This is a genomic window from Actinoplanes siamensis, assembly GCF_016862395.1.
Lineage (GTDB): Bacteria > Actinomycetota > Actinomycetes > Mycobacteriales > Micromonosporaceae > Actinoplanes > Actinoplanes siamensis.
In genome coordinates, this window is sequence record NZ_BOMW01000019.1 from 37,670 (window position 1) to 60,437 (window position 22,768).

Consider the following 22,768-nt stretch of genomic DNA (forward strand, 5'->3'; position numbering starts at 1 on the left):
AAGGCGAGGCCCGCCGCGGAAACGCGACGGGCCTCGCTCGGATCGGAGGATCAGCTGTCGCCACCGGTCTCGCCGACCGGGGCCGCGTTCACGTCGTCGATCGCGTACTTCTTGGCGGCCTCGCCCGGCACGTGCGCCGGCACCTTGCCGCGCAGCGCGAGCTCACGCAGCGTGGCGACGGCCACCGACTCGCCGTCCACGTGGAAGTGGCGGCGCAGCGCGTGCCGGGTGTCGCTCATGCCGAAGCCGTCGGTGCCCAGCGAGGTGTAGCCGTTCGGTACCCAGCGGGCGATCAGGTCCGGCACCGCCCGCATCCAGTCGCTGACCGCGACCGACGGGCCCTCGGTGTCCTCCAGCTTCTGCTGGATGTACGGCTTGCGGGGCTGGTCACTCGGGTGGAGCAGGTTGTGCTCCTCCGCCTCGACCGCGTCGCGCCGCAGCTCGGACCAGGAGGTGACCGACCAGACGTCGGCGCTGACCCCCCAGTCCTGGGCGAGCAGCTCCTGCGCCTTGAGCGCCCAGCGCATGCCGGTTCCGGAGGCCAGCAGCTGCGCCTTCGGGCCGTCGGAGAGCGAGCTCTCGGAGTACCGGTAGATGCCCTTGAGCAGGCCCTCCACGTCCACACCGGCGGGCTCGGCGGGCTGGATCGCCGGCTCGTTGTAGATGGTGAGGTAGTAGAAGATGTTCTCCTGCTTCTCGCCGTACATCCGGTGCAGGCCGTTCTCGACGATGTGCGCGATCTCGTACGCGAACGCCGGGTCGTACGCCACGACGGCCGGGTTCGTCGCCGCGATCAGCAGCGAGTGCCCGTCCTCGTGCTGCAGGCCCTCACCGTTGAGCGTGGTGCGGCCGGCGGTGGCGCCGAGCAGGAAGCCCCGGGCCATCTGGTCGGCCGCGGCCCACAGCTCGTCGGCGGTCCGCTGGAAGCCGAACATCGAGTAGAAGATGTACAGCGGGATCATCGGCTCGTCGTGCGTGGCGTACGACGTGCCGGCCGCGATGAAGCTCGCCGTCGAGCCGGCCTCGTTGATGCCCTCGTGCAGGATCTGGCCGTTCGTCGCCTCCTTGTAGGACAGGAACAGCTCCCGGTCCACCGAGGTGTACGTCTGGCCGTGCGGCGAGTAGATCTTCTTGGTCGGGAACAGCGAGTCCATGCCGAACGTGCGGGCCTCGTCCGGGATGATCGGCACCCACCGGGCGCCGAACTCCTTGTCCTTCATCAGGTCCTTGAGCAGGCGCACGAAGGCCATCGTGGTGGCCACCTTCTGCTTGCCGCTGCCGCTCTTGACGCCGCTGAACTGCGAGGACTCCGGGATCGCCAGCGACTTGGCCTTGGTGCGCCGGGACGGCACGTAACCGCCCAGATCGCGCCGGCGCTCCTGCATGTACTGGTACTCGTCGGACTTCTCACCGGGGTGGAAGTACGGCGGGAGGTACGGGTTCTCCTCCAGCTGCTTGTCGCTGATGTCGAGGTAGAGCCGGTCCCGGAAGCCCTTCAGGTCCTCCAGGGTCAGCTTCTTCATCTGGTGCGTGGCGTTGCGGGCCTCGAAGTGCGAGCCCAGCGTCCAGCCCTTGATGGTCTTGGCGAGGATCACCGTCGGCTGGCCGGTGTGCTCGGTGGCCGCCTTGTACGCCGCGTAGAGCTTGCGGTAGTCGTGACCGCCGCGCTTGAGGTTCCAGATCTCCTCGTCGGTCATGTGTTCGACGAGCTTGCGGGTGCGCGGGTCGCGGCCGAAGAAGTGCTCCCGCACGTACGCCCCGGACTCGCCCTTGTAGGTCTGGTAGTCGCCGTCGGGCGTGACGTTCATCAGGTTGACCAGCGCGCCGTCGGTGTCCGCCGCGAGCAGCGAGTCCCACTCCCGGCCCCAGACCACCTTGATCACGTTCCAGCCGGCGCCGCGGAAGAAGGACTCCAGCTCCTGGATGACCTTGCCGTTGCCGCGCACCGGGCCGTCGAGCCGCTGCAGGTTGCAGTTCACCACGAAGGTGAGGTTGTCCAGTTCCTCGCGGGCGGCCAGGCCGATCGCGCCGAGCGACTCGACCTCGTCCATCTCGCCGTCGCCGAGGAACGCCCAGACGTGCTGCTGGCTGGTGTCCTTGATGCCGCGGTTGTGCAGGTAGCGGTTGTACCGCGCCTGGTAGATCGCGTTCATCGGGCCGAGGCCCATGCTGACGGTCGGGAACTCCCAGAAGTTCGGCATCAGCCGCGGGTGCGGGTAGGACGGGAGGCCGCCACCCGGGTGGCTGAGCTCCTGGCGGAAGCCGTCGAGCTGGTGGGTGGTGAGCCGGCCCTCGAGGTAGGCGCGCGCGTACATGCCGGGGGAGGCGTGGCCCTGGAAGAAGATCTGGTCGCCGCCGCCCGGGTGGTCCTTGCCGCGGAAGAAGTGGTTCATGCCCACCTCGTAGAGGCTGGCGCTGGACGCGTACGACGAGATGTGGCCTCCGACGCCGATCTCGGGACGCTGCGCGCGGTGCACCAGCATGGCGGCGTTCCACCGGACGTAGGCCCGGATGCGCCGCTCCACGAACTCGTCGCCGGGGAACCAGGGCTCCTGCTCCGGCGTGATCGTGTTGATGTAGTCGGTGGACGTCAGTGGCGGAACGCCCACCTGTCGTTCGCGAGCGCGCTCCAGCAGGCGCAACATCACGTACCGGGCTCGTTTGGCGCCCCGCTCGTCGATGACTCCGTCGAGGGACTCGATCCATTCGTTTGTTTCCGAAGGGTCGATGTCGGGAAGTTGGCTCGGCAGGCCATCGCTGATCACCGGGCGCTTGCGCTCCGTGGCCACAGGCAATCCTCTTGGTTGAGTGTCGGAACCGGTGCGATCCAGGTGGCGTATCGCCCGGAGGTCTCCATCCTGCCTCTTAACGGTGGGCATCGTCACGCCTAACGGTCGGGGCAGCGATACGCGACACATGTACCGACCAGTAACTTTGTGGATCACCCGGCGAGGAAGGAGAACCGCACCTGCCGGGTCGGGTTGTCGCCATTGGGATCCACCAGGCAGATCGACTGCCACGTGCCGAGCGCGATCCGGCCGCCGATCACCGGCAGCGTGGCGTAGGGCGGGATCCAGGCGGGCAGCACGTGGTCGCGGCCGTGCCCCCGTGAGCCGTGCCGGTGCCGCCACTTGTCCTCGGCCGGCAGCAGCTCGCCGATCGCGGTGAGCAGGTCGTCGTCCGAGCCGGCCCCGGTTTCGATGATCGCCAGTCCGGCCGTCGCGTGCGGCACGAAGACGTGCAGCAGCCCGTCGGTCTCCGATCCGACGAACCGCTCCGCCTCGCTGGTGATGTCGACGACGACCGGTGAGCTCCCGGTCCGGACCGTGATCACTTCGGTGCGCATCCGACGAGCCTAGCCGGAAGATCGACATCGATGATCGGGCTTCCGGCGGGTGGCACGGCTCGCCCGGGTCCGCGATGCTGATTTCGTGACCACCCCGCAAAACCTCGACGAGCGGTTCCGCGAAGCGGTCTCGGCCCTGCGCACCCCGGAGCACCGGCGCGCCCCCGGCGACCCGGTCCGCGACGGCTCCGCGCTGACCGGCGCCCGTGCCCTGGAACTCTTCGACGCCCAGCTCACCAGCCGTCACCTCGACCTCGCCGCGCGCTGGCTGCGCAGCTTCAACGAAGGCTTCCACACCGTCGGCTCGGCCGGCCACGAGGGGAACGCGGCGGTCGCCGCGGCGCTGCGCGACGACGACCCGGCGCTGCCGCACGACCGGGCCGCCGCCTTCTATTGCGTACGGGCCGCCCGCTCGTCCCCGGAGAACCGCGCCCAGCGGCTGGAGGACGCCGCCCGCGACATCCTGCGCGGGGTCGTGGCGTCGGTCCGGGACCCGATCAGCGGCGGCCGCGACAAGGTCTTCGGCAACGCCGCGCTGCACCTGGTCCCGGTGGTCTCGACGCCGGCGGGCCATCTGCCGAGAGCTGTCGGACTGGCGTACGGCCTGAGCCGCTCACCCGATCCGCGCTGGCCCGCCGACGCCATCGTGGCGGCCACCTTCGGCGACGACGGGGCCGACCAGCCGGGCGCCGTCGCGGCCCTGCACGCGGCCGGCTGGCACGACCGGGCCGGGCAGCCGATCCCCCTGCTCCTGGTCTGCGAGGACGACGTCTGCGAGGACGACGCGCCCGGCGGGCCGGCCGAGGACGGCTGGGTGGCGGCGGTGCTCCGCGGCCGGCCGGGGGTGCGGTACTCCGCCGCGGACGGCTGCGACCTGGCGGCCACGTTCGACGCCGCGGCCGAGGCGGCGCAGTACGTGCGCCGCGAGCGCCGCCCCGCGGTGCTGCACCTGGGCACGGTGCGCCTGCTGGGCGACCCCGGCGACCCGGAACCCGGCGCCGGCCTGGACCGCGACCCGCTGGCCGGCACCGCCCGGCTGCTGGTCGAGGCCGGCCTGCTCGGCCCGGACGACGTGATCACCCGGTACGACGAGGTCGGCTGGCAGGTCCGCAAGGCCGCCGAGGAGGTGCTCGGCGAGCCGAAACTGGCCACCGTCGGCGAGATCGTGGCCGCGCTGGCCCCGCGCCGGCCGCTGCGGGTGGCGCACGCGATCGCCGACGCCGCGGGCCGGGCCACCGGGCCGGCCGCGGCGAACCGGTCCCGGGTCTTCGGCGGCCGCCTGCCCGAGCAGGCCGGCCCGATGACCCTGGCGCAGACCCTCAACGCCACCCTGACCGACGCCCTCGCCGCCCGCCCGCAGCTGCGGGTCTTCGGCCCCGGCGCCACCCGCGGCGGGCGCCACGGGGTCACCGCCGGGCTGCACGAGCGCGGCGGCGACCGGGTCTTCGACACCCCGCCGGACGCCACCAGCGTGCTCGGGCTGGCGCTCGGCGCCGGGCTGGCCGGCCTGCTCCCGGTGCCCGAGCTGCCCGGCCTGGCCGCCCTGCACAGCGGCGAGGACCAGCTGCGGATGGAGGCGGCGACCATGTCGTTCCTCTCCTCCGGCGCCTACCGCAACCCGCTGGTGCTGCGCGTCCCGGCGCTGGCCGACCCGTTCGGGCTGGGTGGCCCGCTGGCCAACGACAACTCGCTGGCGGTGCTGCGGGACGTGCCCGGTCTGGTCGTCGCGGTGCCGGCCCGGGCCCAGGACGCCGCCCCGATGCTGCGCACCTGCCTGGCCGCCGCCGAGGTGGACGGCAGCGTCTGCGTCTTCCTGGAGCCGGCCGCGCTGTATCAGACGAGGGACCTCTATCAGCAAGGCGACAACGAGTGGCTGGCGGTCTATCCGGGCCCCGACCGGTGGGCCGGCGAGCACGCCCCGATCGGTCGCGCGCGCATCTACACCCTGGGCACGGGGCAGGACCTGACCATCGTCACGTACGGTGGCGGTGTGCGGATGTCCCTGCGAGTCGCGGCCCGGCTGGCCGCCGACGGGTACGGCACCCGGGTGGTCGATCTACGCTGGCTGAGCCCGCTTCCCGTCGCTGACCTGGTGCGCGAGTCGCTGGCCACGGGCCGGGTGCTGATCGTCGACGAGACCCGCCGCTCCGGCGGGGTCGGCGAGGGCGTGCTGGCGGCGCTGGTCGACGGGGCGTTCGTCGGGTCCGCGCGCCGGGTGGCCGCGGCCGACGCCCCGGTCCCGCTGGGGCCGGCGGCACAACACGTGCTGGTGGGGGAGGATGCCATCACACAGGGTGCCCAGGCCCTGCTGGCGCGGTAAATTGCCACACACTCGGTGCGCCACTTGCGCCGGGGGCCCGGAGTGTGTGGACTACCCCCAGGTTCCGGTGCGTTTTTGATGCATTTCACGGCTAGGAGGATTTGGACAGTGAGCGCGACCGCGGGTCAGGCCGACGGCGTACGCAGCCTGGCGGACCGGTTCGGCTTCGAGCCGAACATGGTGGTCATGGAGATGGGTTACGACGACGACGTCGACGAGGAACTCCGTGACGCCCTGACCGAACGCGTCGGTGAATTGGTCGACGAGGACACCGACGAGGTCGTCGATGCGGTGCTGTTGTGGTACCGCGACGGCGACGGTGACCTGTTCGAGCTGCTCACCGATGCCCTCGGCCCCCTCGCCGACAACGGCGTGGTGTGGCTGCTGACCCCGAAGGCCGGCCGCGACGGGCACGTCGAACCGAGCGAGATCAGCGAGTCGGCGCCCACCGCCGGCCTGCAGCAGACCTCGACGGTGAACGCCGGCAAGGACTGGACCGGGGCTCGACTCGTCTCCCCGCGGGGCGCCAAGAAGAAGTAGCTCACCGCTCGATCCCCACCCCCAGGTCGGCGTCCCCTCGCGGGCGCCGGCCGACAGGCATGACTAGGCTTGGCCGGGTGCCGATCGAGGTGGGCGCGCCGGCGCCGGATTTCCTGCTCAAGGACCAGAACAACCAGGAGGTACGCCTCGGCGGCTTCCGCGGCCGCAAGGCGGTGCTGCTGGTCTTCTACCCGCTCGCCTTCAGCCGGCGCTGCCACGGGGAGCTGACCGAGATCCAGGAGCACCTGGGCGACTACGCGAACGAGCGGGTCCAGGTGCTCACCGCCAGCGTCGACTCGGTCTACAGCCACAAGGTCTGGGCGGAGCAGGAGGGCTTCGAGTTCCCCCTGCTCGCCGACTTCTGGCCGCACGGGGAGGTGGCCCGCGCCTACGGAGTCTTCAACGAGCAGACCGGCTTCGCCAACCGCGGCACGTTCCTGATCTCACCCGAAGGCGTGATCCTCTTCGCCGAGATGACCGGTCCCGGCGAGTCCCGCGACCAGTCCGCCTGGCGCGCCGCCCTGGCCACCGTGTGACCACACCCCACCCCCGCCGGCCGGCACCCGTCCCGACCGCCGCGGCGTCCAACCCTGGCGGATCGTGCCGCCGGCCATTGCGCTCCGCGCCCGCAGCTGCCGTGCATTGACGCCGGAGCCCTGTCCCGCGGCCCAGCGAGCCCCGCGCCCGCAGCTGCCGTGCACTGACGCCGCAGCCCTGTCCCGGGGCCCAGCGAGCCCCGCGCCTACGGCCCGCGGCGCGGCGCCGCCGGCCCCCGGCCCGCAGCGCTCTGCGTCCGTGGTCCGCAGCGCTCTCGGCCCGCGATCCGTGGCAGGGTAGGATGACCACTCCGGCGAAGCCGTAGCCGGGCGCGTAGCTCAGTGGGAGAGCACTCGCCTTACAAGCGAGGGGTCGTAGGTTCGAAACCTACCGCGCCCACCACCGTGAGCAGCACCGGAGCGGACACCGAACGGGTCGGCCGTCCGCTCCGGTCTCATTCTTGGTCTCAGTTGCTCTTCCACGGCAGGACGGCAACCTGCTCGGCGATGCCGCTGTCAGTGCTTTCTGAAAGTTGACCCTCTTTGGGTTCTTGGGTTCGAGTACTCGTCGCAACCTCCATGATGATCGGCGTGTTGATGGCGAGACGTGGACGTAAGCGGCGGTTGGACGTTGAAACCCGGTACTGGGGGATGATCCTGGCCGGTCTCCGGACGGTGCAGGCGTGCAAGATCCTCGGGATCGGCCGCAAGACCGGCTATTGGGTGGCCGGCCGAGCACGGCGGCGTGCCGCCGGTCCGGCTGGTCGAAGCGGCGCGGTGCGGACGGTACTTCTCGCTGCTGGAACGGCAACGGATCGCCACCCTGCGTCGAGACGGGCTCGGAGCGCGTGCGATCGCGGAGGTGCTGGGCCGGTCGACCTCTACGATCAGTAGGGAACTGCGCCGCAACACCCGCCTGCACGACGTGGCCTACCGATTCCGAAGAATGCAACCCCTGTGTGCCCCGGGAAGACCCCCGCGCGTGCGGGGACAACATCATCAGGACGACGCCGCCGATCTTGACCTCGGGAAGACCCCCGCGCGTGCGGGGACGACTAGGTGCCGAGGTCGACGCCGAACGCGTCCTCGGGAAGATTCCGGCGCGTGCGGGGACGACGACCGCCGTCTTCGGCGAACGACCGCAGGATGTGGAGACCCCCGCGCGTGCGGGGACGACCGGCGCAACGGCATCCCCGGCGACACCGTCAGCGGAAGACCCCGCGCGTGCGGGGACGACACCTCGTACCGATCCACTACCTCGCTGAACGGGGGAAGACCCCCGTGCGTGCGGGGACGACCCGGTGGACCACCTGAGCAGGTCGTTCCGGAAAGGAAGACCCCCGCGCGTGCGGGAACGACGGCACCGACCGCCAGGGCCGCCATGAGGGACGCGGAAGACCCCCGCGCGTGCGGGGACGACTGGCCAGCCCGGCGCTCGCTGTCGCCTCCGGCGGGAAGACCCCCGCGCGTGCGGGGACGACACGGGCACGGTCCACCTCGGCGTGCTGGACGTGGGAAGACCCCCGCGCGTGCGGGGACGACAGGATGCTCCACTTCAGCGCGCCGATGGCCGAGGGAAGACCCCCGCGCGTGCGGGGACGACGATCGTGCGACCGGCGGCCCCGGTCGTCGTGACGGAAGACCCCCGCGCGTGCGGGGACGACCTGCGCGGGACGGTCGATGATCTGCCCCGGAAGGGAAGACCCCCGCGCGTGCGGGGACGACCGGATCGCTCCCGCGATCAAGACGGGATCGACGGGAAGACCCCCGCGCGTGCGGGGACGACCAGCGCGCGCACGTCATCACGAGGCAGAAGGGCGGAAGACCCCCGCGCGTGCGGGGACGACGCCGCGTGACCGGGGCTGACGCGGGCGTGACCTGGAAGACCCCCGCGCGTGCGGGGACGACGCTCCCCCCGCTGTCCCGGACCGAAGATCGTATGGAAGACCCCCGCGCGTGCGGGGACGACACGCCTAGATAGGACTGTGCGGTCGCGATGATCGGAAGACCCCCGCGCGTGCGGGGACGACAGCCGGTCCTCGCTGTTGGTCTTGCGCGCGAAGGGAAGACCCCCGCGCGTGCGGGGACGACCCCCGCGCGCTGTTGCTGGACCAGACCCGGCCGGGAGAAGACCCCCGCGCGTGCGGGGACGACCGCACCGTCGCAACGGTGATCCGTTCCTCGGGAGGAAGACCCCCGCGCGTGCGGGGACGACGGCGGCGGTGGCCAGCGCGACGGGGATGGAGACGGAAGACCCCCGCGCGTGCGGGGACGACGTGGTCTGCCGCGGCGTCTGCGACACCAAGAGCGGAAGACCCCCGCGCGTGCGGGGACGACTGGACGGTCAGCGTCGGCATCGGCACGTCGGGGGGAAGACCCCCGCGCGTGCGGGGACGACGAAGCGCATCAGTCGCTCACCGCCTCGGTGACCGGAAGACCCCCGCGCGTGCGGGGACGACCCCGAAATGGTGCTGATGTTGGTGGCCGGCGCGGGAAGACCCCCGCGTGTGCGGGGACGACTGATGGGCTCCGCCGCAGAGGTACCCTCAACCGGGAAGACCCCCGCGCGTGCGGGGACGACCTGCCCACCACCGATCTCTGCGAGCCTGTCGTAGGAAGACCCCCGCGCGTGCGGGGACGACATGGACGGGGTGCCGCGCACCAACGCCGGTTGGGGAAGACCCCCGCGCGTGCGGGGACGACCACGGGGAGGCCATCGAAGCGGACCTCCGCCGGGGAAGACCCCCGCGCGTGCGGGGACGACACCCCCACAACCGCGGTCACCGTCGGATTCAAGGGAAGACCCCCGCGCGTGCGGGGACGACGCAGGTGAGCCGATGAGCCTCGACCTGCAGTACGGAAGACCCCCGCGCGTGCGGGGACGACTCGGCCACCTACAGCCCCACCGATCATGCGTGGGGAAGACCCCCGCGCGTGCGGGGACGACTGCGGGCGCGACCTGCCCGCGCACCTGTATCAGGGAAGACCCCCGCGCGTGCGGGGACGACATGAGATCAGACCGAACTCAAGGGAGCGTTCCGGGAAGACCCCCGCGCGTGCGGGGACGACTTCCACGTGCCGAGCACGTCGGTCTTCCCGCCCGGAAGACCCCCGCGCGTGCGGGGACGACATTCCCGCCGCCCGGCTCGGCGCGAGTTTCATCGGAAGACCCCCGCGCGTGCGGGGACGACACTTGCTGAGCTGGCCCTTTATCGGCGTGGCCGCGCCATCAGGATTAGTCCGTCAAGATCGATAGGGTGCCAACGATCTCGACCGGCCGTCCGTGTTGTCCAGCCTTGCTCATTTCGAGCAGGTTCGATCATGATGGCTTGGCCGTCGTGGATGCGGTCGCTGAGAAGGTTCCAGAGTCGGTCCCGGACACGAGCGCTGGGGTTTCCTACAAAGACGCCGGCAGCGACTTCGATCATCCAGCGGGTGAGGTGCCCGCGAAGTCCTTCCGCGGCGGCGATGAGGACGATGACGGTCACCAGTCGACCTGCTGCGACTCGTCGATCTCGGGACCGCTCACTCCGATGTACGCGTCATCGTCGAAGTCATCCGCGTAGTCGCCGGCCCAGTTGATGCCACCCGGAACTGCACCCGCGCGTTCATCCCAGAGCAGGTTGGCGTCTTCTTCGGTGGCATTGTCGGAGCCGTCGAGCAGGAGCTCCTTGATGTCCTTGACGACTTGCGCCATCAGTTTGCCGTCAGCCACCTTGTCGCGGAAGGCAAGACGTATTTTGCGTTCGTCGGTGTGACCTGCCGCCGCGAGGTCGAATGCGAGAGGAATCGTGTATTCGGCCTTGTAGAGGTCGGCGATGTCGAGCACGAACGAGGTGGCTCCGCCGGTGTGCACGAAGCCGAGGGCGGGGCTGGCACCGATGCCCACGATCGCGGCGTGGCAGATCGCGTAGAGGCAGGCGTGTCCGGCAGACAGCAGGCGGTTGATGTCGTCGCCGGCCTCGAACGGCTGACCCGGCTTGTATTCGCGCCCTTGCCAGGGAACCTTGGTGCGAACGGAATGCTGACGGTAGATCTTCTTGACTCGCGCGCCCTCGCGCCCTCGCAGCTGTTGCATGTTCAGGCCGCTGACGTCCTCGCCGGGAAATCGTTTGGCGTACATGGCACGGGCGACGGCCAGGCGATGCGGGGCGCGGGTGACGAGGTACGCCTGCCGGTGTATGAGTGCGGCGCCTCGCGACGGTCCGAGACCACTGGCGTAGAGACGTACTCCGTGCTCGCCGACCCAGCAGATGGTGGTGCCGGAGTCGGCGAGCAGGGCGGCAGCCGCATGGGTGATGCGGGTGCCGGGCCCGAGTAGGACGCTAGCGATCATGGCGGCCGGAACGCGGATGGTTCGCTCCCGGTTAACGAGCACGATCGCATTGTCGGCACGATCGACGTGGCATCGTTCGATGTAGATGGTGGAGAGCCGGTCGCTGACCCGGTGGAGATCTTGCGGATTGGCCAGCCACCACATCAGGTGGTGCTCCTCGCTCGGGGTGGGGCCAGAGTGATGAGTCCCATGCCGTAGGCCTTACCGGGACCGACCCCCTCGAGAAGGGCATTCCGGGCGGCCTGTGGGTCGGTGACGCGTACGAGCCCGTGGAAGGTGGCGGTTTGCAGGACCACCTGGTCGCCGCTCTTCTTGCGGAAGCTGACGCGATCACGAGCGGTCAGGTGTACGGCGGGAAGGTCGTTCTCGCCCGTGACGGCAGCGAATCCCCATCGTTCGAGCCGATTGGTGAGCCATTCGATTTGGTGAGATACGGTGCGGTGTGGGACTCGAACGCCTCGTGGGCGATCGTGGGTGAGACGTTCCTTCTGTGTCACCGATGGCTTGTCGGGCGTCTTGGTCGTACCGACGGTGTTGGCTCGTAGCTTGAAGGCGAATTCGCGGCCTAGGGAAACAGCGGCCAGGACTGGTTCGTACGGCCGGACGAGGATCTGCGGCTCGTCGCTGTCCGGCCAGCCGGCCTGCTCGACGATGTGCTCCCAGGACGGACGGCCGCGTGTCAGAACGATGAGCTGAAGTCGGTGCCGGCTGTCGGGGGCACTCTCAAGACGCCACAGGACCCGTTCATGGTCGCCCGGTGCGCTGAATCCTCCGAGCGTTGCGGCGTGCACGGTCTGGGGGTTGCGCAGATACGCCTGCGTGGTGGTGCGCAGCGGGTTCAGCCAGATGCGTGACAGGTAAGGCATGGCGGCTCGCTAATAGGTGAGGGCGAACGGATCGTGGTCGTCGGGGCTTGCCTCAGCCGGCGCGTCCGATGGAGGGTCGACCCAGATATTGCGTACGGTCCTGGTGGCGTAGCTGCGATTCTTCGGGTCGAAGGTGCGCGGGACATCGATCCGCACCTCGTCGCCGGCCGGGTCGTCAATGGTCGCGGCCAATGGCCGCCTACCGCCGAGACGTCCTCCCTGGCGAGGTACTGCTTGCAGAACCTCGGTGAGGGTGCCTGGCCACAGAGGTTTGTCCGGGCCGGTGTACGGAAGGACCAGCGGTTGTGTGGGCGGGCAGGAGCGGCGTCCCAGCGCCAAGGGGAATCTGGGGTTGGCCAGCGCGGCGGTCAGCGCGCCGAGCAGCTCGAGCGGCCCGTGTACAGCCGCGACGAAGACGGCGTCCTGCAGGTAGTAGCGCGTGGTGACGTACGTGTTCTTGGCCGGGGAGGTGGCTTTCTGCCGCCCCCGGTTGTTCGTCTGCGCCGATGGCAACGGACTTCCGTCGAGGTTGCTCGCCGTGTGGTAATCGCGGAGCAGGCTGCCCGGCCGGTCGGTGCGCACACCGAGGCTCAGACCGAGCAGATCCTCGATCGGGTCCTGTCGGCGCCGTCCCTGTGCGGCAGCAAGCAGGCCCACGATCCCGCCCTTGGTCGGTTCCGGCATGGTGTCACGGCGGTTGAAACGGCTCGGCCCTCCCCAGGATTGCAGCGGTGCCGCCAGACGCAGGACGAGGCAGCGCGGTGGCGTCAACGCGGTGTTCACGGCTGCCCCGCCAGGTGGGCGCCGACCGTGTCGCGGACTGCGGTGATCAGGTTGGCGAACGTGTGCACCGGTCCCAGCTTCTTCGGCTCGGGAAGCATGTCGCGGCGATAGACGGAGATGACCGCCGCCGGGTGCGCGCCCCAGTTCTCGGCCGCCCCGGAAAGCTCCTGATCAAGAAGGTCGATGGATTTGGCGGCGATGCCTTCGCGCGAATCAATGGGTTTTTCGAAGGCGGAGACAAGATTGACCGGCTGGTCGGTACGGACCACGACGCTCAGCAGTTGCGGGAGGGTCTGATGAGCGAAGCTGTTGCGGTGGCCGCTGGGAATTGAGTATGCGAAGGCTTCGAGGAACGCGGCGAGGGCTGCCTGAGCGGCCTCCAGGTCGCCGTCGAGGTTCTCCAGGAGCTGGTGCACTCCGACGGTCGCGAACCGGTAGAGCGTGGCCGAAGTGAATTCGACCGTGCCAATCATTCCCGCCCCGGCGTCGTCGGTGTTCGCGTCATCGACCGCGGTGAAATAGTCGAATTCGATTTCGGCGGCATGGGTGCTGATGGCATGTGCGACCTGCGTGGCGGCATCGACGTTCAGGTTCGGCAGGTCGGCGACCATCCGACCGAACAATGCGACGTCGATCGGGTGCCCACTGGTGAGGATCGGCAGGATGTTGAGCTCCTTGCCGGTGGCCGCCTTGGAAAGCGCATCGTCGGGAAGAGCGGCGAGTTCCTCCACCCGGTCAGCGACCAGGTCGACGATGCGGTCCAGTTGATGCCGCCCGTAGAACAGCAGGTAGGAGCTCTCTTCGGCCTTCTTCTTGCTCGCGGTGAGTCCTAGTTGGCTCAGAAGAGCATCTGCCAGGCGTCGGCTCTCCTGAGCGGATAGCCCGGTCCGAGCGGCGATTCGATCGCCGAGCTGTCGTCCGATCCGCTTGGAACGGGTGCCCAGTTTCTCGTCGGGCAGATTGAGGCGGTCAGCGAAGGCCGACCGGGTGGCTCGTTTCCAAGCCTGGGATGACACCCGCGCGCGACGCACGCCGCCATACGTGGCCTGTTTCGGGCTTCCGGCGTCGTCCCGGTTGACGTTCGACGGTGGCAGCGTCTGAATGATGTGGACGTCGACGTAAACAGGCTTCTTCACTTCTGGTCCTCCTCGGCGGAGCTCGCGGATGGCTTGCTGATGGTGCGATCGACGAAATACTGCGATCCCCATCGGCGGCGGATCTTCGAAGCCTCCTCAGGCTTCTCCCAATTGGCCAGGTCCTTGTGCAGAGCGGTGTAATCAAGCCCTTGGCCGACCCCGCGCAGTTGGGTGATGAGTCCCCGCAGGTGCAGAACCAATTCGCTGCGGCTGCTGGCAGTCGCGGCCGCGGCGAATCTACGGTCGACGGCCTCGATCCGGTCCTGCTTCGGTGTCCCACGGTCGTTGCTTTGTTTTTGAGCGCCATCACCGTTGAAATTCCGCAGGGCTCGGACGGCGGTTCCGAGCCCCACCCCAGCACGATGCATCGGCCGAGACTGCGACTGCTGGTGCAGGGCGAAAAGTGCCAAGGCGTCGTGTTCCCCCGCAAGCCAAGCGGTCTTGTTGCCCTCCCGGTTCAAGGTTGTGTAGAAACGCCACATCTCCGGCACATCCCCTGGCTCGCGGCCGAGGCCACGCCGCAGCTTGGCAAGGTCCGCGCCGGGTGGCATTCCGTTGCCGTCACCAGCGCGGATCCACCGTCCGTCACCGGTAGTGTGGCGGGTCCAGTAGAAACGGGATTCTCGCGAATCGCTGCTCATCGTGCCTGTGCCCCTCCCGATCGGGTCTCGCGCTCCGGTCGCCCGAGGACTTTCGTGACTGCGCTGACGAACCACAGTTCAGCGGTCGCCGTGCGCTGCGGGTGCTGGTTCTTGACGACACGACCGAGGAACGCCTGCGGCGGAGTGCGGTCGAGCAATGGCTCTGCCGTTTCCCATGCGACCTTGCGCGCAGCGCGCAGCCAGACCTCACGAATGTCTTCCGTGTCCGAGGGGTTGTGTTGCAGGGCCGAGAGCGCCTCCCTGGCCGGGCGGTTGAGGTCGTGCATCATCTGGTCGCCCATGCGGTGGCCGCGGTCCCACGGCAGCCGCTCACCGCCCGCGGCCGCCCGCAGGTCGTCACCGAGTCGGTTCAGCGCCTGGCGCAGTTCTTCGGCCTGCTGCACGATTTCTTCGATCAGCTGGTAGGCGTCGCTGGAGTCGTCGAGTGCGGCGACGGGGACCGGAAGCAGATCCGTGACCACGTCTTCGACCACGGCGTTCTGGGTGCCGTACGTCATGCCGACACACAAGACCCGAAGCGGATAGTCGGCCGGCAGCACGTCGCGGTACTGCATGTCACGAATGTGCACCAGCGTTCTACTGCTGGACCCGTACGCGGTCGGCCTGCCGCTGGCTGAGAGCATCGGCAGCATGCCGCGCCATGCGGCCTGCCCGGCGGAGTGCCGGACCGGTACCTGGTGCTTCGTCTGCTTGGAAGTACGCCACGCGCAGTGCGGTTCGATCTGTGGGGTGCTGTGCATCCGGTCGCCGGCAGAAAGCACCACCTGACGGACTCGGATTCCCTCCGGGCTCTGCTCCGGCACGAGTCTGATCCGGCGAGCCTGCCAGGTGAGCAGGTCGAGCAGTCCTTGCGGATCGCGTACCTGCCAAGCCGACGGCGGCTTGCTCTGTTCGATCTCGTCGCGTCGCCACTGCGGTCGGTCCTCAGGTTCCAAGCCGCTGGTGCACCGCAGGTGCAGAAGGATCGTCTCTGCCAGAGTCCGGCCCAGCGGCACGACAACCCCGATGGAGCCGAGCGGGCCGACCTGGTTGCCGGTGGTCTTGCCTGCCTTCACGGCCGGATCGTCGGCGGCTCCCGACTTGATCCCCGCTGTGTCCCAGCAGTGGGTGGCAAGAACCGCACGGATGGCGGCGCCTGCTGACAAGGCCGGAGCCTCGGCTTCCGTCCGGGCGGAGAACAGCGGCACGTTGTTCCCGGTCGCCGCGGACGCCAGCAGCAAGGACACCGGCTTCGTCGCATCATTGGCCGTACGCAGTCCCGCCACCTGGGCGAAGGGAGACTCACCGAAGACCTCGAAGCGGTCACGGTAGCGTTCCAGGTAGCTGGTGATCGGCGGCGGCATGGCGCTCCCAGGTGAACACCATGACGGCCACCGGTCCAGAGTTTCGGCTGACCAAAGCTCGGCCCACTGTTCTGCGTCAGCTGGGGGATCACATCCCGGCTCCTGGAATACCGCATCGAGGTAGGCCGGGAGCAGCACCTGGCGGAGCAAGGCCACCGCCTCGAGCGGCGAATCCAGCGCCAGGCCGAGATAGCCAGGCGCACCGATCAGGCACTCCGAGAGCGAGACTTCGGTAGGACCCTGTTCGGTCAGTACCGGAATCCAGGGGTCGATCACGAGATTGAACCCGCTCATGACTTTCCTAACTAGTGGAGGAGCCGCATCGCTATGACTGCCGCTTCTGCGAGGACTTGTGTGCATGTCCGGCCGAATCGGTACCACTTGCCTTATCGGTCTCGTCTCTCAAGCCGAGTTGGCGGTCGTAGCGGAGTCGCCGGCCGCCGACGACCGCGCGACGGTCCTGATCGAGGTCGAGCACCCGGGTACGGCACAGCCACGGATCGCCACCGCTTTCGACAAGTGGCCGAAGCTCCTCGATCGCGCTCTTGGTCAGTCGAGTGGGCAGTCGGAGCGACGACCGCAGGAGCGCTTCCGTGACCTCGGGGTCGCTGACCCGGGTATCTGCAGTACCCAGCCACCGGCCGTCGAGGGTGAATCGACCCTCTTCGGTACGACGTACCAGAATTACTTCTACGGAATCTTCGCCGTCCCGGACCAGGGCCTGGACAGTGTCCTCATCGTCTTCCGGGCCACGGGCGCGCATCACGTGGAGCCCGGCCAAGTCCGTACGGTTGAGGTCTTCCTCGCCGGCCAGAACGAACGGTGCGGCAGCCTTCGCCCGGCGTGCCTGCTGCTCGATAAACTCCCCGCAGGCAGCTTCCATCTCTTTCCGCCAGGCTGCGGGGCCGACAGGGTCGCTGCTGTAGCCACGCCTGACGAGTTCGGGGACCTGTGCGGGGATGTCCCACGTGCCGCTGTTCCCAGCTACTTCTTCGACTAGAGCAGCCGCTCGCAGCAACGGGTAGCTGCCGTAGACGTGTTTGCTTCCGCGAGGAAGTCCGGGTACACCGTCGCGGCGTCTCATACCGGTCACGATCACTGTCGCCGGGCTCAGGCGGCCCGGACGACGTGGCCTTTCATGCCGGTGCAGCCGCCCGATGCGCTGCAGCAGCAGGTCGATCGGAGCGAGATCTGTGATTAGTAGATCGGCGTCAACGTCGAAGGACTGCTCGGCGAGCTGAGTCGCTACGACGATCATGGGCGGACGCTCGGCCGCCGCATCTTCCTCGCCCGGAGGGCCGAAATGCGCGAGCACTCGCTCGGTACGGTCGGCACGTTCGCCCGCTGTGATACGCGAATGAAGGAGCACCACGGGCATCCGGGCACCGAACTCCTTCTCGAGACAGACGTAGGTGTCCTGGGCCCGCGCGACGGTGTTGCGTACGACGAGAAGGCAGCCACCGTCGGCAAGGCGCTCTCGAAGCAATACCGACAAGTCACCGATCGGGTCGTCACCCTCGTCGAGGATCTCAACGTTGACCTTCATGGATTCCCGCCAGCCGCGGGCACCGCATGCGGTGGCTGAAGGCCGACCCTCTTCGACAGTCAACGTCCGCACTACCGGATAGCCATCATCGCGATTCCAGGCCTCCGGAATTTCGACACGCCGGCGCCGCAGTGCGCCCTGAAGGTATGCCGACGCCAACGCCGACCGAACCGGTGGCGGTAGCGTCGCCGAGAGCAGAACCACCGGTACGCCGGCATCGGCCAGCCAGCGCAGCGCTTCGCCGAGGAACTGCATCATGTACACGTCGTAGGCGTGCACCTCGTCGAGGATCACGACTCTGCCAGCCAGGCCGAGGTGGCGAAGCATCACATGCCGGGTTCGTGTCGCGGCATAAAGGAGCTGATCGATGGTGCCGACGGAGCACCTCATCAGCAGACCGAGCTTCGGCCCGAGAAACCATGCCGATGGCGCCGACTCGGCTGTTCCGTGGTCGCCGCCTCCCATCCCGTACTCGTCGCTACATCCGTATTCGTCCTGGTCATGAATGTCCGCTGTACGCGCCAACTGCTCGAGGTCCCACCACCGGGTGTTGAACCGGCGCTTCCCGTGCAGCAATCCGAGTGGCGTCGTTCGATCGACCTTGCTGGCCCATTCGATCGAACGGTTGTAGAGAGCGTCGCTGGTAGCTTGGGTCGGCATCCCGATATAGACGCCGTCAGCTCCGAACCGATGTGCAAGCACCTCGGAGGCGGCCAGCGCCAACTCCGTCTTTCCCTCGCCCATCGGCGCCTCGACCAGCAGTAGACCCGGTGCGAACATCGCCCAGGCTTCCCGGACTGCCAGATCTTGCACGGGCCGTGCTGCCTTGCCGAATCGATGCTGGATCAGATCTTCGGAGTTCGGTGCCGGCACGTCGCACCACCCACCGGAGATCCGGAGCGCATCCCACGCACGTCGCGCCCGCTCGCGAGCCACCGGCAAACCAACCTGTGCCGGGTCGTCGAGCCCGGAAAAATGAACCCCGCTGGCGATCCAGTCGGCCATGATCACGGCACCGGAAAGCGCCAACTGCACAGCCCGCGGCGGTTCCAAGGTTGGTGCCATCGCGGGCAGATCGAGATCCAGCTCGCTGGCGACTGCATCGACGATCTCTTCTTGCGCCGATCGCCAGCCTGCGGCCCGCCCATGGCCCTCGGGCGGAACGGTTCGATATTCCTCAGCGGGAGGTATGACGCCGTGATGGCCACTGATCAAGGGCACAATCCAGAAAATCGTCCGACGAGGCCAACCGCGAGTGCTCAACACTCGGTCCACAATCACGGCGCCGGACAGCGTGTGGTGCCAGCGGCGGTCCTTGCCGCTCAGGGGGCGCCAGTCCAGTCCGCGGCGACGGAGCCGAGCGGCAAGGGCATCACTTTTGGATTGGAAAGATGGCGTCGCTTTACCGACGTCGTGAAGGCCCGCGAGCAACGCGAACAACTCTCGGCCGCGCCCGGCGCAGCAGTCGTCCAACTGCGAGCGCACCGCCGGAGCCAGGTAGTGATCCCAGATCAGCTCCGCGACAGCGGCGGCATCCAGAAGGTGCTGTAGCAGGAGATTCGGGCTTCCGCCGGCATTCGATTTACCCCACAACCAGCGCCATGCTGCGGTCTCGGGCTCCGTCATGGCGGGCACTCTAGCCAGCCGCACCGACAATTTTAGGGCTGGAAGTCCTGATCATGGATAGAAATGACGGTAGATGCCCGTGCCTTCGCTGGCATGACCTGCGTCGATTCACTCGTCCGGCTTAATCTGGCAGACTTCCTGCTTAGCGCATGGTGCCCCTCGGAAATGAAGCCTCCGATGCTGTCAGTCCGTGCCCAACTGGGACTTGAGTGCTAAGAGTGCCGCGGTGATATGTTCTCGGCTGGACTGCGGATTTTGATGGTTCCTCAGCTGTAAAGCTGCAGTTCAGCAAGCGTCGTCCCCGCACGCGCGGGGGTCTTCCTCGACGACCGCGCGCCGTCCTTGATTAGCGCCGGTCGTCCCCGCACGCGCGGGGGTCTTCCGCGGGAGCCCTTGCGCCGGCCGCTGGCCCACTCGTCGTCCCCGCACGCGCGGGGGTCTTCCGACCGGGTGTTCACGCAGGCCGGCGCGGAGGCGGTCGTCCCCGCACGCGCGGGGGTCTTCCCCAGCTCCAGCCGCCCGGCCACGGCCCGGTGGAGTCGTCCCCGCACGCGCGGGGGTCTTCCTCAACATCGCGTACGGGACGACCTCGTTCACCTGTCGTCCCCGCACGCGCGGGGGTCTTCCTGACCCCTTCCGCTGGCCGGTCGGACACTCCGCGTCGTCCCCGCACGCGCGGGGGTCTTCCGCGCTTGGAAACCATTTCCATTAGTGATGTCGAGTCGTCCCCGCACGCGCGGGGGTCTTCCGGTCACCGTGTCCGGCGGCGTCGGATCCGGCACGTCGTCCCCGCACGCGCGGGGGTCTTCCCTTTTCCCCAACGCTGACCGCGCCCGCAGCTACGTCGTCCCCGCACGCGCGGGGGTCTTCCGTACCCGCTGTTTGTCCTTGACTCCGCGACCAAGTCGTCCCCGCACGCGCGGGGGTCTTCCGTCGAGGGGCCCGCCGGAGCCGTTGGCGATCTCGTCGTCCCCGCACGCGCGGGGGTCTTCCGCGACGGGGGTGATGCCGACCCGGCCGAGAGACGTCGTCCCCGCACGCGCGGGGGTCTTCCGGCGACGATGGCGGTCGCTCCGTAGCCGATGCAGTCGTCCCCGCACGCGCGGGGGTCTTCCCCAGTCCGCGGAGGGCGCCCAGCTCCAGCGCGAGTCGTCCCCGCACGCGCGGGGGTCTTCCCCGAACCGGATCCAGCGACTGACCAGGGCCACGTCGTCCGCGCACGTGTGGGGTCTTTCCCGCGAGTACGCGCCGCTCGTCCCCGTGCGCGAAGGTGTGTCGGCTGGATCGAGAGCCTCTGGTCCAGCCGGCGGCTGGCAGCGAGAGGTGTGTCGGCTGGGTTGACGCGCCTCCCGGGATCAGCTGAGTGCTGGCGGCTGCGGGTGAGAGGCCTGGTGGGCCGGGGTCGGGCCGGCCCACCGGGTCGCTGTGGTCAGGTGGTTGCCGGTGGGGCGGGGCGGGGTGACTGCCAGCGGCCGCCGGGTGCGAGCTCGCCGAGGTGCTCCAGCCGGGCGCGGACCGCGCCGCTGGTGCGGCCGAACTCGGCGGCCAGCTCGGCCTGGCCGGCGCCCTGGTGGTAGCGGGCGCGGAGCCGGTCGTCGTCGGCCGGGGTCCAGCGGGCGCCGCGGTTGGGCGCGCGGCCGCGCTGGGCCGGGACCTGGGCCGTGCCGGGGGTCGGCGGGCCGGTCATCGCGATCAGGCCGGCCAGGGTGGAGGCGAGCACCTTGGTGAGGCCGGTCAGGTCCGCGGGGGCGAGGCTGCCGCTGATCTCGCTCACCGCCTGGCCGTCGGCGTCGCTGCTCACGATGCAGAGATCGAGCCGCTGGTCCTCGGTGGGGAAGACGGTGACCTGGTAGTCGGTGTCGCCGAGCCGGAGGCGCCGGTCGAGGGTGATCGGGGCGTCGCGGAGTGCTGTGTCGGTCATGGGGGGACTCTAGGGTTGCCCTCTGACAGTTTTTCGCGGCGTGCTGGGCGGCGTTCCGGTCAGCGCCGCCGGGGCCGGAGGCGGCCGACGGGAGTGTGCGGGTCGGTGCCGGCGGCGGTCGGATGGAGTGTGCGGGTCGGTGCCGGCGGGGCTGACGGCGGTCGGGTAAGAGTGTGTGGGTCGGGGCCGGCGGCGGTCGGGTGGAGTGTGCGGGTCAGCGCCGCCGGCGGCCGGGCATGGCGGCGCGGGCGAGCCACTCCCGGTAGCGCCCGGCGAACGGCTCGGCGCCCCCGGTCAGCGCGGCGTGCAGCTCGGCGGCAGCCGCGGTCGCGCCGGCCACCACGTCGTCCGGGTATCCGAAGCGGACCCGGTGCTCGGCGAACTCGTCCTCGTCGTCGATCACCACCCGGCCGTCCGGGCGCATCCGGATCAGGTCGATGTCCAGGTCGATCACGGTGAACTCGGCCGGGCCGGTCCGCCGGGCCGGGGTGGTCACGTCACAGTAGATCTCCGAGCGGCTCGGCTCGGCCGAGAACATCGCCATCCACCAGGCGTCCCGCGGGATCAGCCGGACCGAGTCCGACCTGGTCCAGGAGACTCGCCGCAGGCCGTAGCTGTAGCGCACCCGGGTGCCGCGCGGGGTGCCGATCCAGGCGCCGAACTCGTCCTCGCCGAGGAGGTGGCCGGTGACCCGCCGGTGCGGGCGGCCGTCGTACTTGCGCAACACCAGGTCGACCCTGTCCACGCCCGCGACGGTAGCGCAACGGCCGTGCAACCGGTGGTGTCTCAACTCGCCCGGGCGCGCTCCGATCCCTACTGGTGCGCGGGGCGAACCCGCGGTGGGCGGGTCCGGCCGGTTTCCCCTCGGCGGTTCGGGCCCGCCCGGTCGGCGCAACGGCGAAGGGGACCGCGGTGAGCACGGATCTGCACATCGGCACGGACGCGGAGAAGGTCGTGGTCTCCGCCCGCCCGGTGCGGGTGCGCACCGGGCGCGCCCGCCGCCGCCGTACCGGATCGATCGTCGAAGCCCGGCCCCGCACCCCGAGTGGGCGGACCCGGGAGGCCCGGGCGGCGAACGCCGGCCGGCTTGCTCTCTGCCTGCTCCTGGTCAGCGCCGTTCTCTGGGCCACCGGCCTGGCCTGGTGGCTGCCGGCCGCGGTGAGCGCCGGCCTGGTCGTCCAGTTCTGGCGGGCGCAGGCGCGGGCCGCCCGGACCGCCGTGTTCGCGGTGCCACGCGACCCGCAGGCCCGGGTGCTCTGGACCGAGCCGGAGCGCGACGCGTTCGCGCGGGCCCTGGCTGTCTCGCACCGGGTGCGCCGGACCTGGCCGGCGCTGGCCGGCATGGTCGACCCGGTGCTCGCCGACCACTCGCTGACCGGGGCCCTGGACGAGCTGGCCGGCCTGCTGGCCCGGCGCCAGGAGCTGCGCCGGGTGCGGGCCGGCCTGCACGCGACCCGCGACGCCGACATCCCGGCGGACAGCCCGGCCCGGATCGCCGCGGACGTCCAGGGGCGGCGGGCGGACGAGCTGTGGCGGGAGACCGGCGCGGCGGCCAACCGGATCCTGCGCGCGATCGACGCGGCGGCGCGGGCCGGCGAGAGCTTCATCAGCGAGCAGCGGGTGGCCGCGACCGCGCGGCACGCCGAGCGTGCGCTGGCCCGGGTCGGCGGCGCGCCGGCCGCGGAGAGCGGCCCGGAACTGGCCGACCGCACGGCGGCGGTGATCGCCGCGTACCGTGATCTGATGGTCTGAGCTCTTCCTTCCTCAGTGTCATCCATTCGGGTGACTCGTCCCATGCCGCGGCGCG

The 22,768-nt window shown here is 69.6% G+C and carries 16 protein-coding genes, 1 tRNA gene, 1 pseudogene and 2 CRISPR repeat arrays; of the genes and pseudogenes, 6 read left to right on the plus strand and 12 right to left on the minus strand.

Features of this window, described 5'->3' with window-relative positions; all coding sequences use genetic code 11:
* Positions 1–50: 50 nt before the first annotated feature.
* A complete protein-coding gene (gene aceE, locus Asi03nite_RS09600; protein ID WP_203678211.1) occupies positions 51–2,789 on the minus strand; it encodes a pyruvate dehydrogenase (acetyl-transferring), homodimeric type in 2,739 nt (912 codons plus the stop codon).
* A 152-nt stretch (positions 2,790–2,941) separates the two neighbouring features.
* The gene (locus Asi03nite_RS09605) at positions 2,942–3,346 is read right to left on the minus strand and encodes a YjbQ family protein (RefSeq protein ID WP_203678212.1); all 405 of its coding nucleotides are present in this window, start codon (positions 3,344–3,346) and stop codon (positions 2,942–2,944) included.
* 85 nt (positions 3,347–3,431) lie between these two features.
* Here Asi03nite_RS09605 and Asi03nite_RS09610 point away from each other — a divergent pair, with 85 nt between their 5' ends.
* The 5 genes and pseudogenes from Asi03nite_RS09610 to Asi03nite_RS39080 all read left to right on the plus strand — a co-directional run.
* A complete protein-coding gene (locus tag Asi03nite_RS09610) occupies positions 3,432–5,666 on the plus strand; it encodes a transketolase C-terminal domain-containing protein (RefSeq protein ID WP_203678213.1) in 2,235 nt (744 codons plus the stop codon).
* Positions 5,667–5,774: 108 nt separating this feature from the next.
* Positions 5,775–6,206, plus strand: a complete 432-nt coding sequence (locus Asi03nite_RS09615) for a DUF3052 domain-containing protein (protein ID WP_203678214.1) — start codon at positions 5,775–5,777, stop codon at positions 6,204–6,206.
* Positions 6,207–6,283: 77 nt separating this feature from the next.
* Positions 6,284–6,742, plus strand: a complete 459-nt coding sequence (locus Asi03nite_RS09620) for a peroxiredoxin (protein ID WP_275409352.1) — start codon at positions 6,284–6,286, stop codon at positions 6,740–6,742.
* Positions 6,743–7,070: 328 nt separating this feature from the next.
* A tRNA-Val gene (locus tag Asi03nite_RS09625) sits at positions 7,071–7,145 on the plus strand.
* A 179-nt stretch (positions 7,146–7,324) separates the two neighbouring features.
* Positions 7,325–7,676 (plus strand): annotated as a pseudogene (locus tag Asi03nite_RS39080) (helix-turn-helix domain-containing protein); the annotation flags it as partial.
* Between the two features lie 33 nt (positions 7,677–7,709).
* A CRISPR array of direct repeats spans positions 7,710–9,933; the repeat unit is 28 nt; unit sequence GGAAGACCCCCGCGCGTGCGGGGACGAC.
* Between the two features lie 18 nt (positions 9,934–9,951).
* Here the strand turns inward: Asi03nite_RS39080 and cas2e are convergent.
* From cas2e to Asi03nite_RS09680, 10 genes are all read right to left on the minus strand, one after another.
* Positions 9,952–10,230: a type I-E CRISPR-associated endoribonuclease Cas2e gene (gene cas2e, locus Asi03nite_RS09635; protein ID WP_203678216.1), complete on the minus strand. Its 279-nt coding sequence runs from the start codon at positions 10,228–10,230 to the stop codon at positions 9,952–9,954.
* Complete coding sequence (cas1e, locus tag Asi03nite_RS09640; protein WP_203678217.1) at positions 10,227–11,222, minus strand: type I-E CRISPR-associated endonuclease Cas1e; 996 nt, start codon at positions 11,220–11,222, stop codon at positions 10,227–10,229. The genes cas2e and cas1e overlap by 4 nt, the downstream gene beginning before the upstream one ends.
* On the minus strand, positions 11,222–11,944 hold the full coding sequence (gene cas6e / locus Asi03nite_RS09645; protein ID WP_203678218.1) for a type I-E CRISPR-associated protein Cas6/Cse3/CasE: 723 nt from the start codon (positions 11,942–11,944) through the stop codon (positions 11,222–11,224). Before cas6e ends, cas1e begins: the two co-directional genes overlap by 1 nt.
* Before the next feature lie 9 nt (positions 11,945–11,953).
* Entirely contained in the window at positions 11,954–12,727 is a 774-nt protein-coding gene (gene cas5e, locus Asi03nite_RS09650) for a type I-E CRISPR-associated protein Cas5/CasD (RefSeq protein WP_203678219.1), read from the minus strand.
* Positions 12,724–13,863, minus strand: coding sequence for a type I-E CRISPR-associated protein Cas7/Cse4/CasC (cas7e, locus tag Asi03nite_RS09655; RefSeq protein ID WP_203678220.1), 1,140 nt, complete (start codon positions 13,861–13,863; stop codon positions 12,724–12,726). The genes cas5e and cas7e overlap by 4 nt, the downstream gene beginning before the upstream one ends.
* Positions 13,860–14,504, minus strand: a complete 645-nt coding sequence (gene casB, locus Asi03nite_RS09660; RefSeq protein ID WP_203678221.1) for a type I-E CRISPR-associated protein Cse2/CasB — start codon at positions 14,502–14,504, stop codon at positions 13,860–13,862. The genes cas7e and casB overlap by 4 nt, the downstream gene beginning before the upstream one ends.
* Positions 14,501–16,162 (minus strand): type I-E CRISPR-associated protein Cse1/CasA, encoded by a 1,662-nt coding sequence (gene casA, locus Asi03nite_RS09665; RefSeq protein ID WP_203678222.1) that lies wholly within the window; start codon positions 16,160–16,162, stop codon positions 14,501–14,503. The genes casB and casA overlap by 4 nt, the downstream gene beginning before the upstream one ends.
* A gap of 31 nt (positions 16,163–16,193) precedes the next feature.
* Positions 16,194–19,040, minus strand: coding sequence for a CRISPR-associated helicase Cas3' (cas3, locus tag Asi03nite_RS09670; RefSeq protein WP_203678223.1), 2,847 nt, complete (start codon positions 19,038–19,040; stop codon positions 16,194–16,196).
* Between the two features lie 294 nt (positions 19,041–19,334).
* Positions 19,335–20,216: a CRISPR direct-repeat array (repeat unit 28 nt; unit sequence GTCGTCCCCGCACGCGCGGGGGTCTTCC).
* A 253-nt stretch (positions 20,217–20,469) separates the two neighbouring features.
* Positions 20,470–20,961, minus strand: a complete 492-nt coding sequence (locus Asi03nite_RS09675) for a hypothetical protein (RefSeq protein WP_203678224.1) — start codon at positions 20,959–20,961, stop codon at positions 20,470–20,472.
* Positions 20,962–21,175: 214 nt separating this feature from the next.
* On the minus strand, positions 21,176–21,706 hold the full coding sequence (locus Asi03nite_RS09680; RefSeq protein ID WP_203678225.1) for a ribonuclease FAU-1 family protein: 531 nt from the start codon (positions 21,704–21,706) through the stop codon (positions 21,176–21,178).
* Between the two features lie 167 nt (positions 21,707–21,873).
* Here Asi03nite_RS09680 and Asi03nite_RS09685 point away from each other — a divergent pair, with 167 nt between their 5' ends.
* The gene (locus tag Asi03nite_RS09685) at positions 21,874–22,713 is read left to right on the plus strand and encodes a hypothetical protein (RefSeq protein ID WP_203678226.1); all 840 of its coding nucleotides are present in this window, start codon (positions 21,874–21,876) and stop codon (positions 22,711–22,713) included.
* The last annotated feature ends 55 nt before the right edge of the window (positions 22,714–22,768 follow it).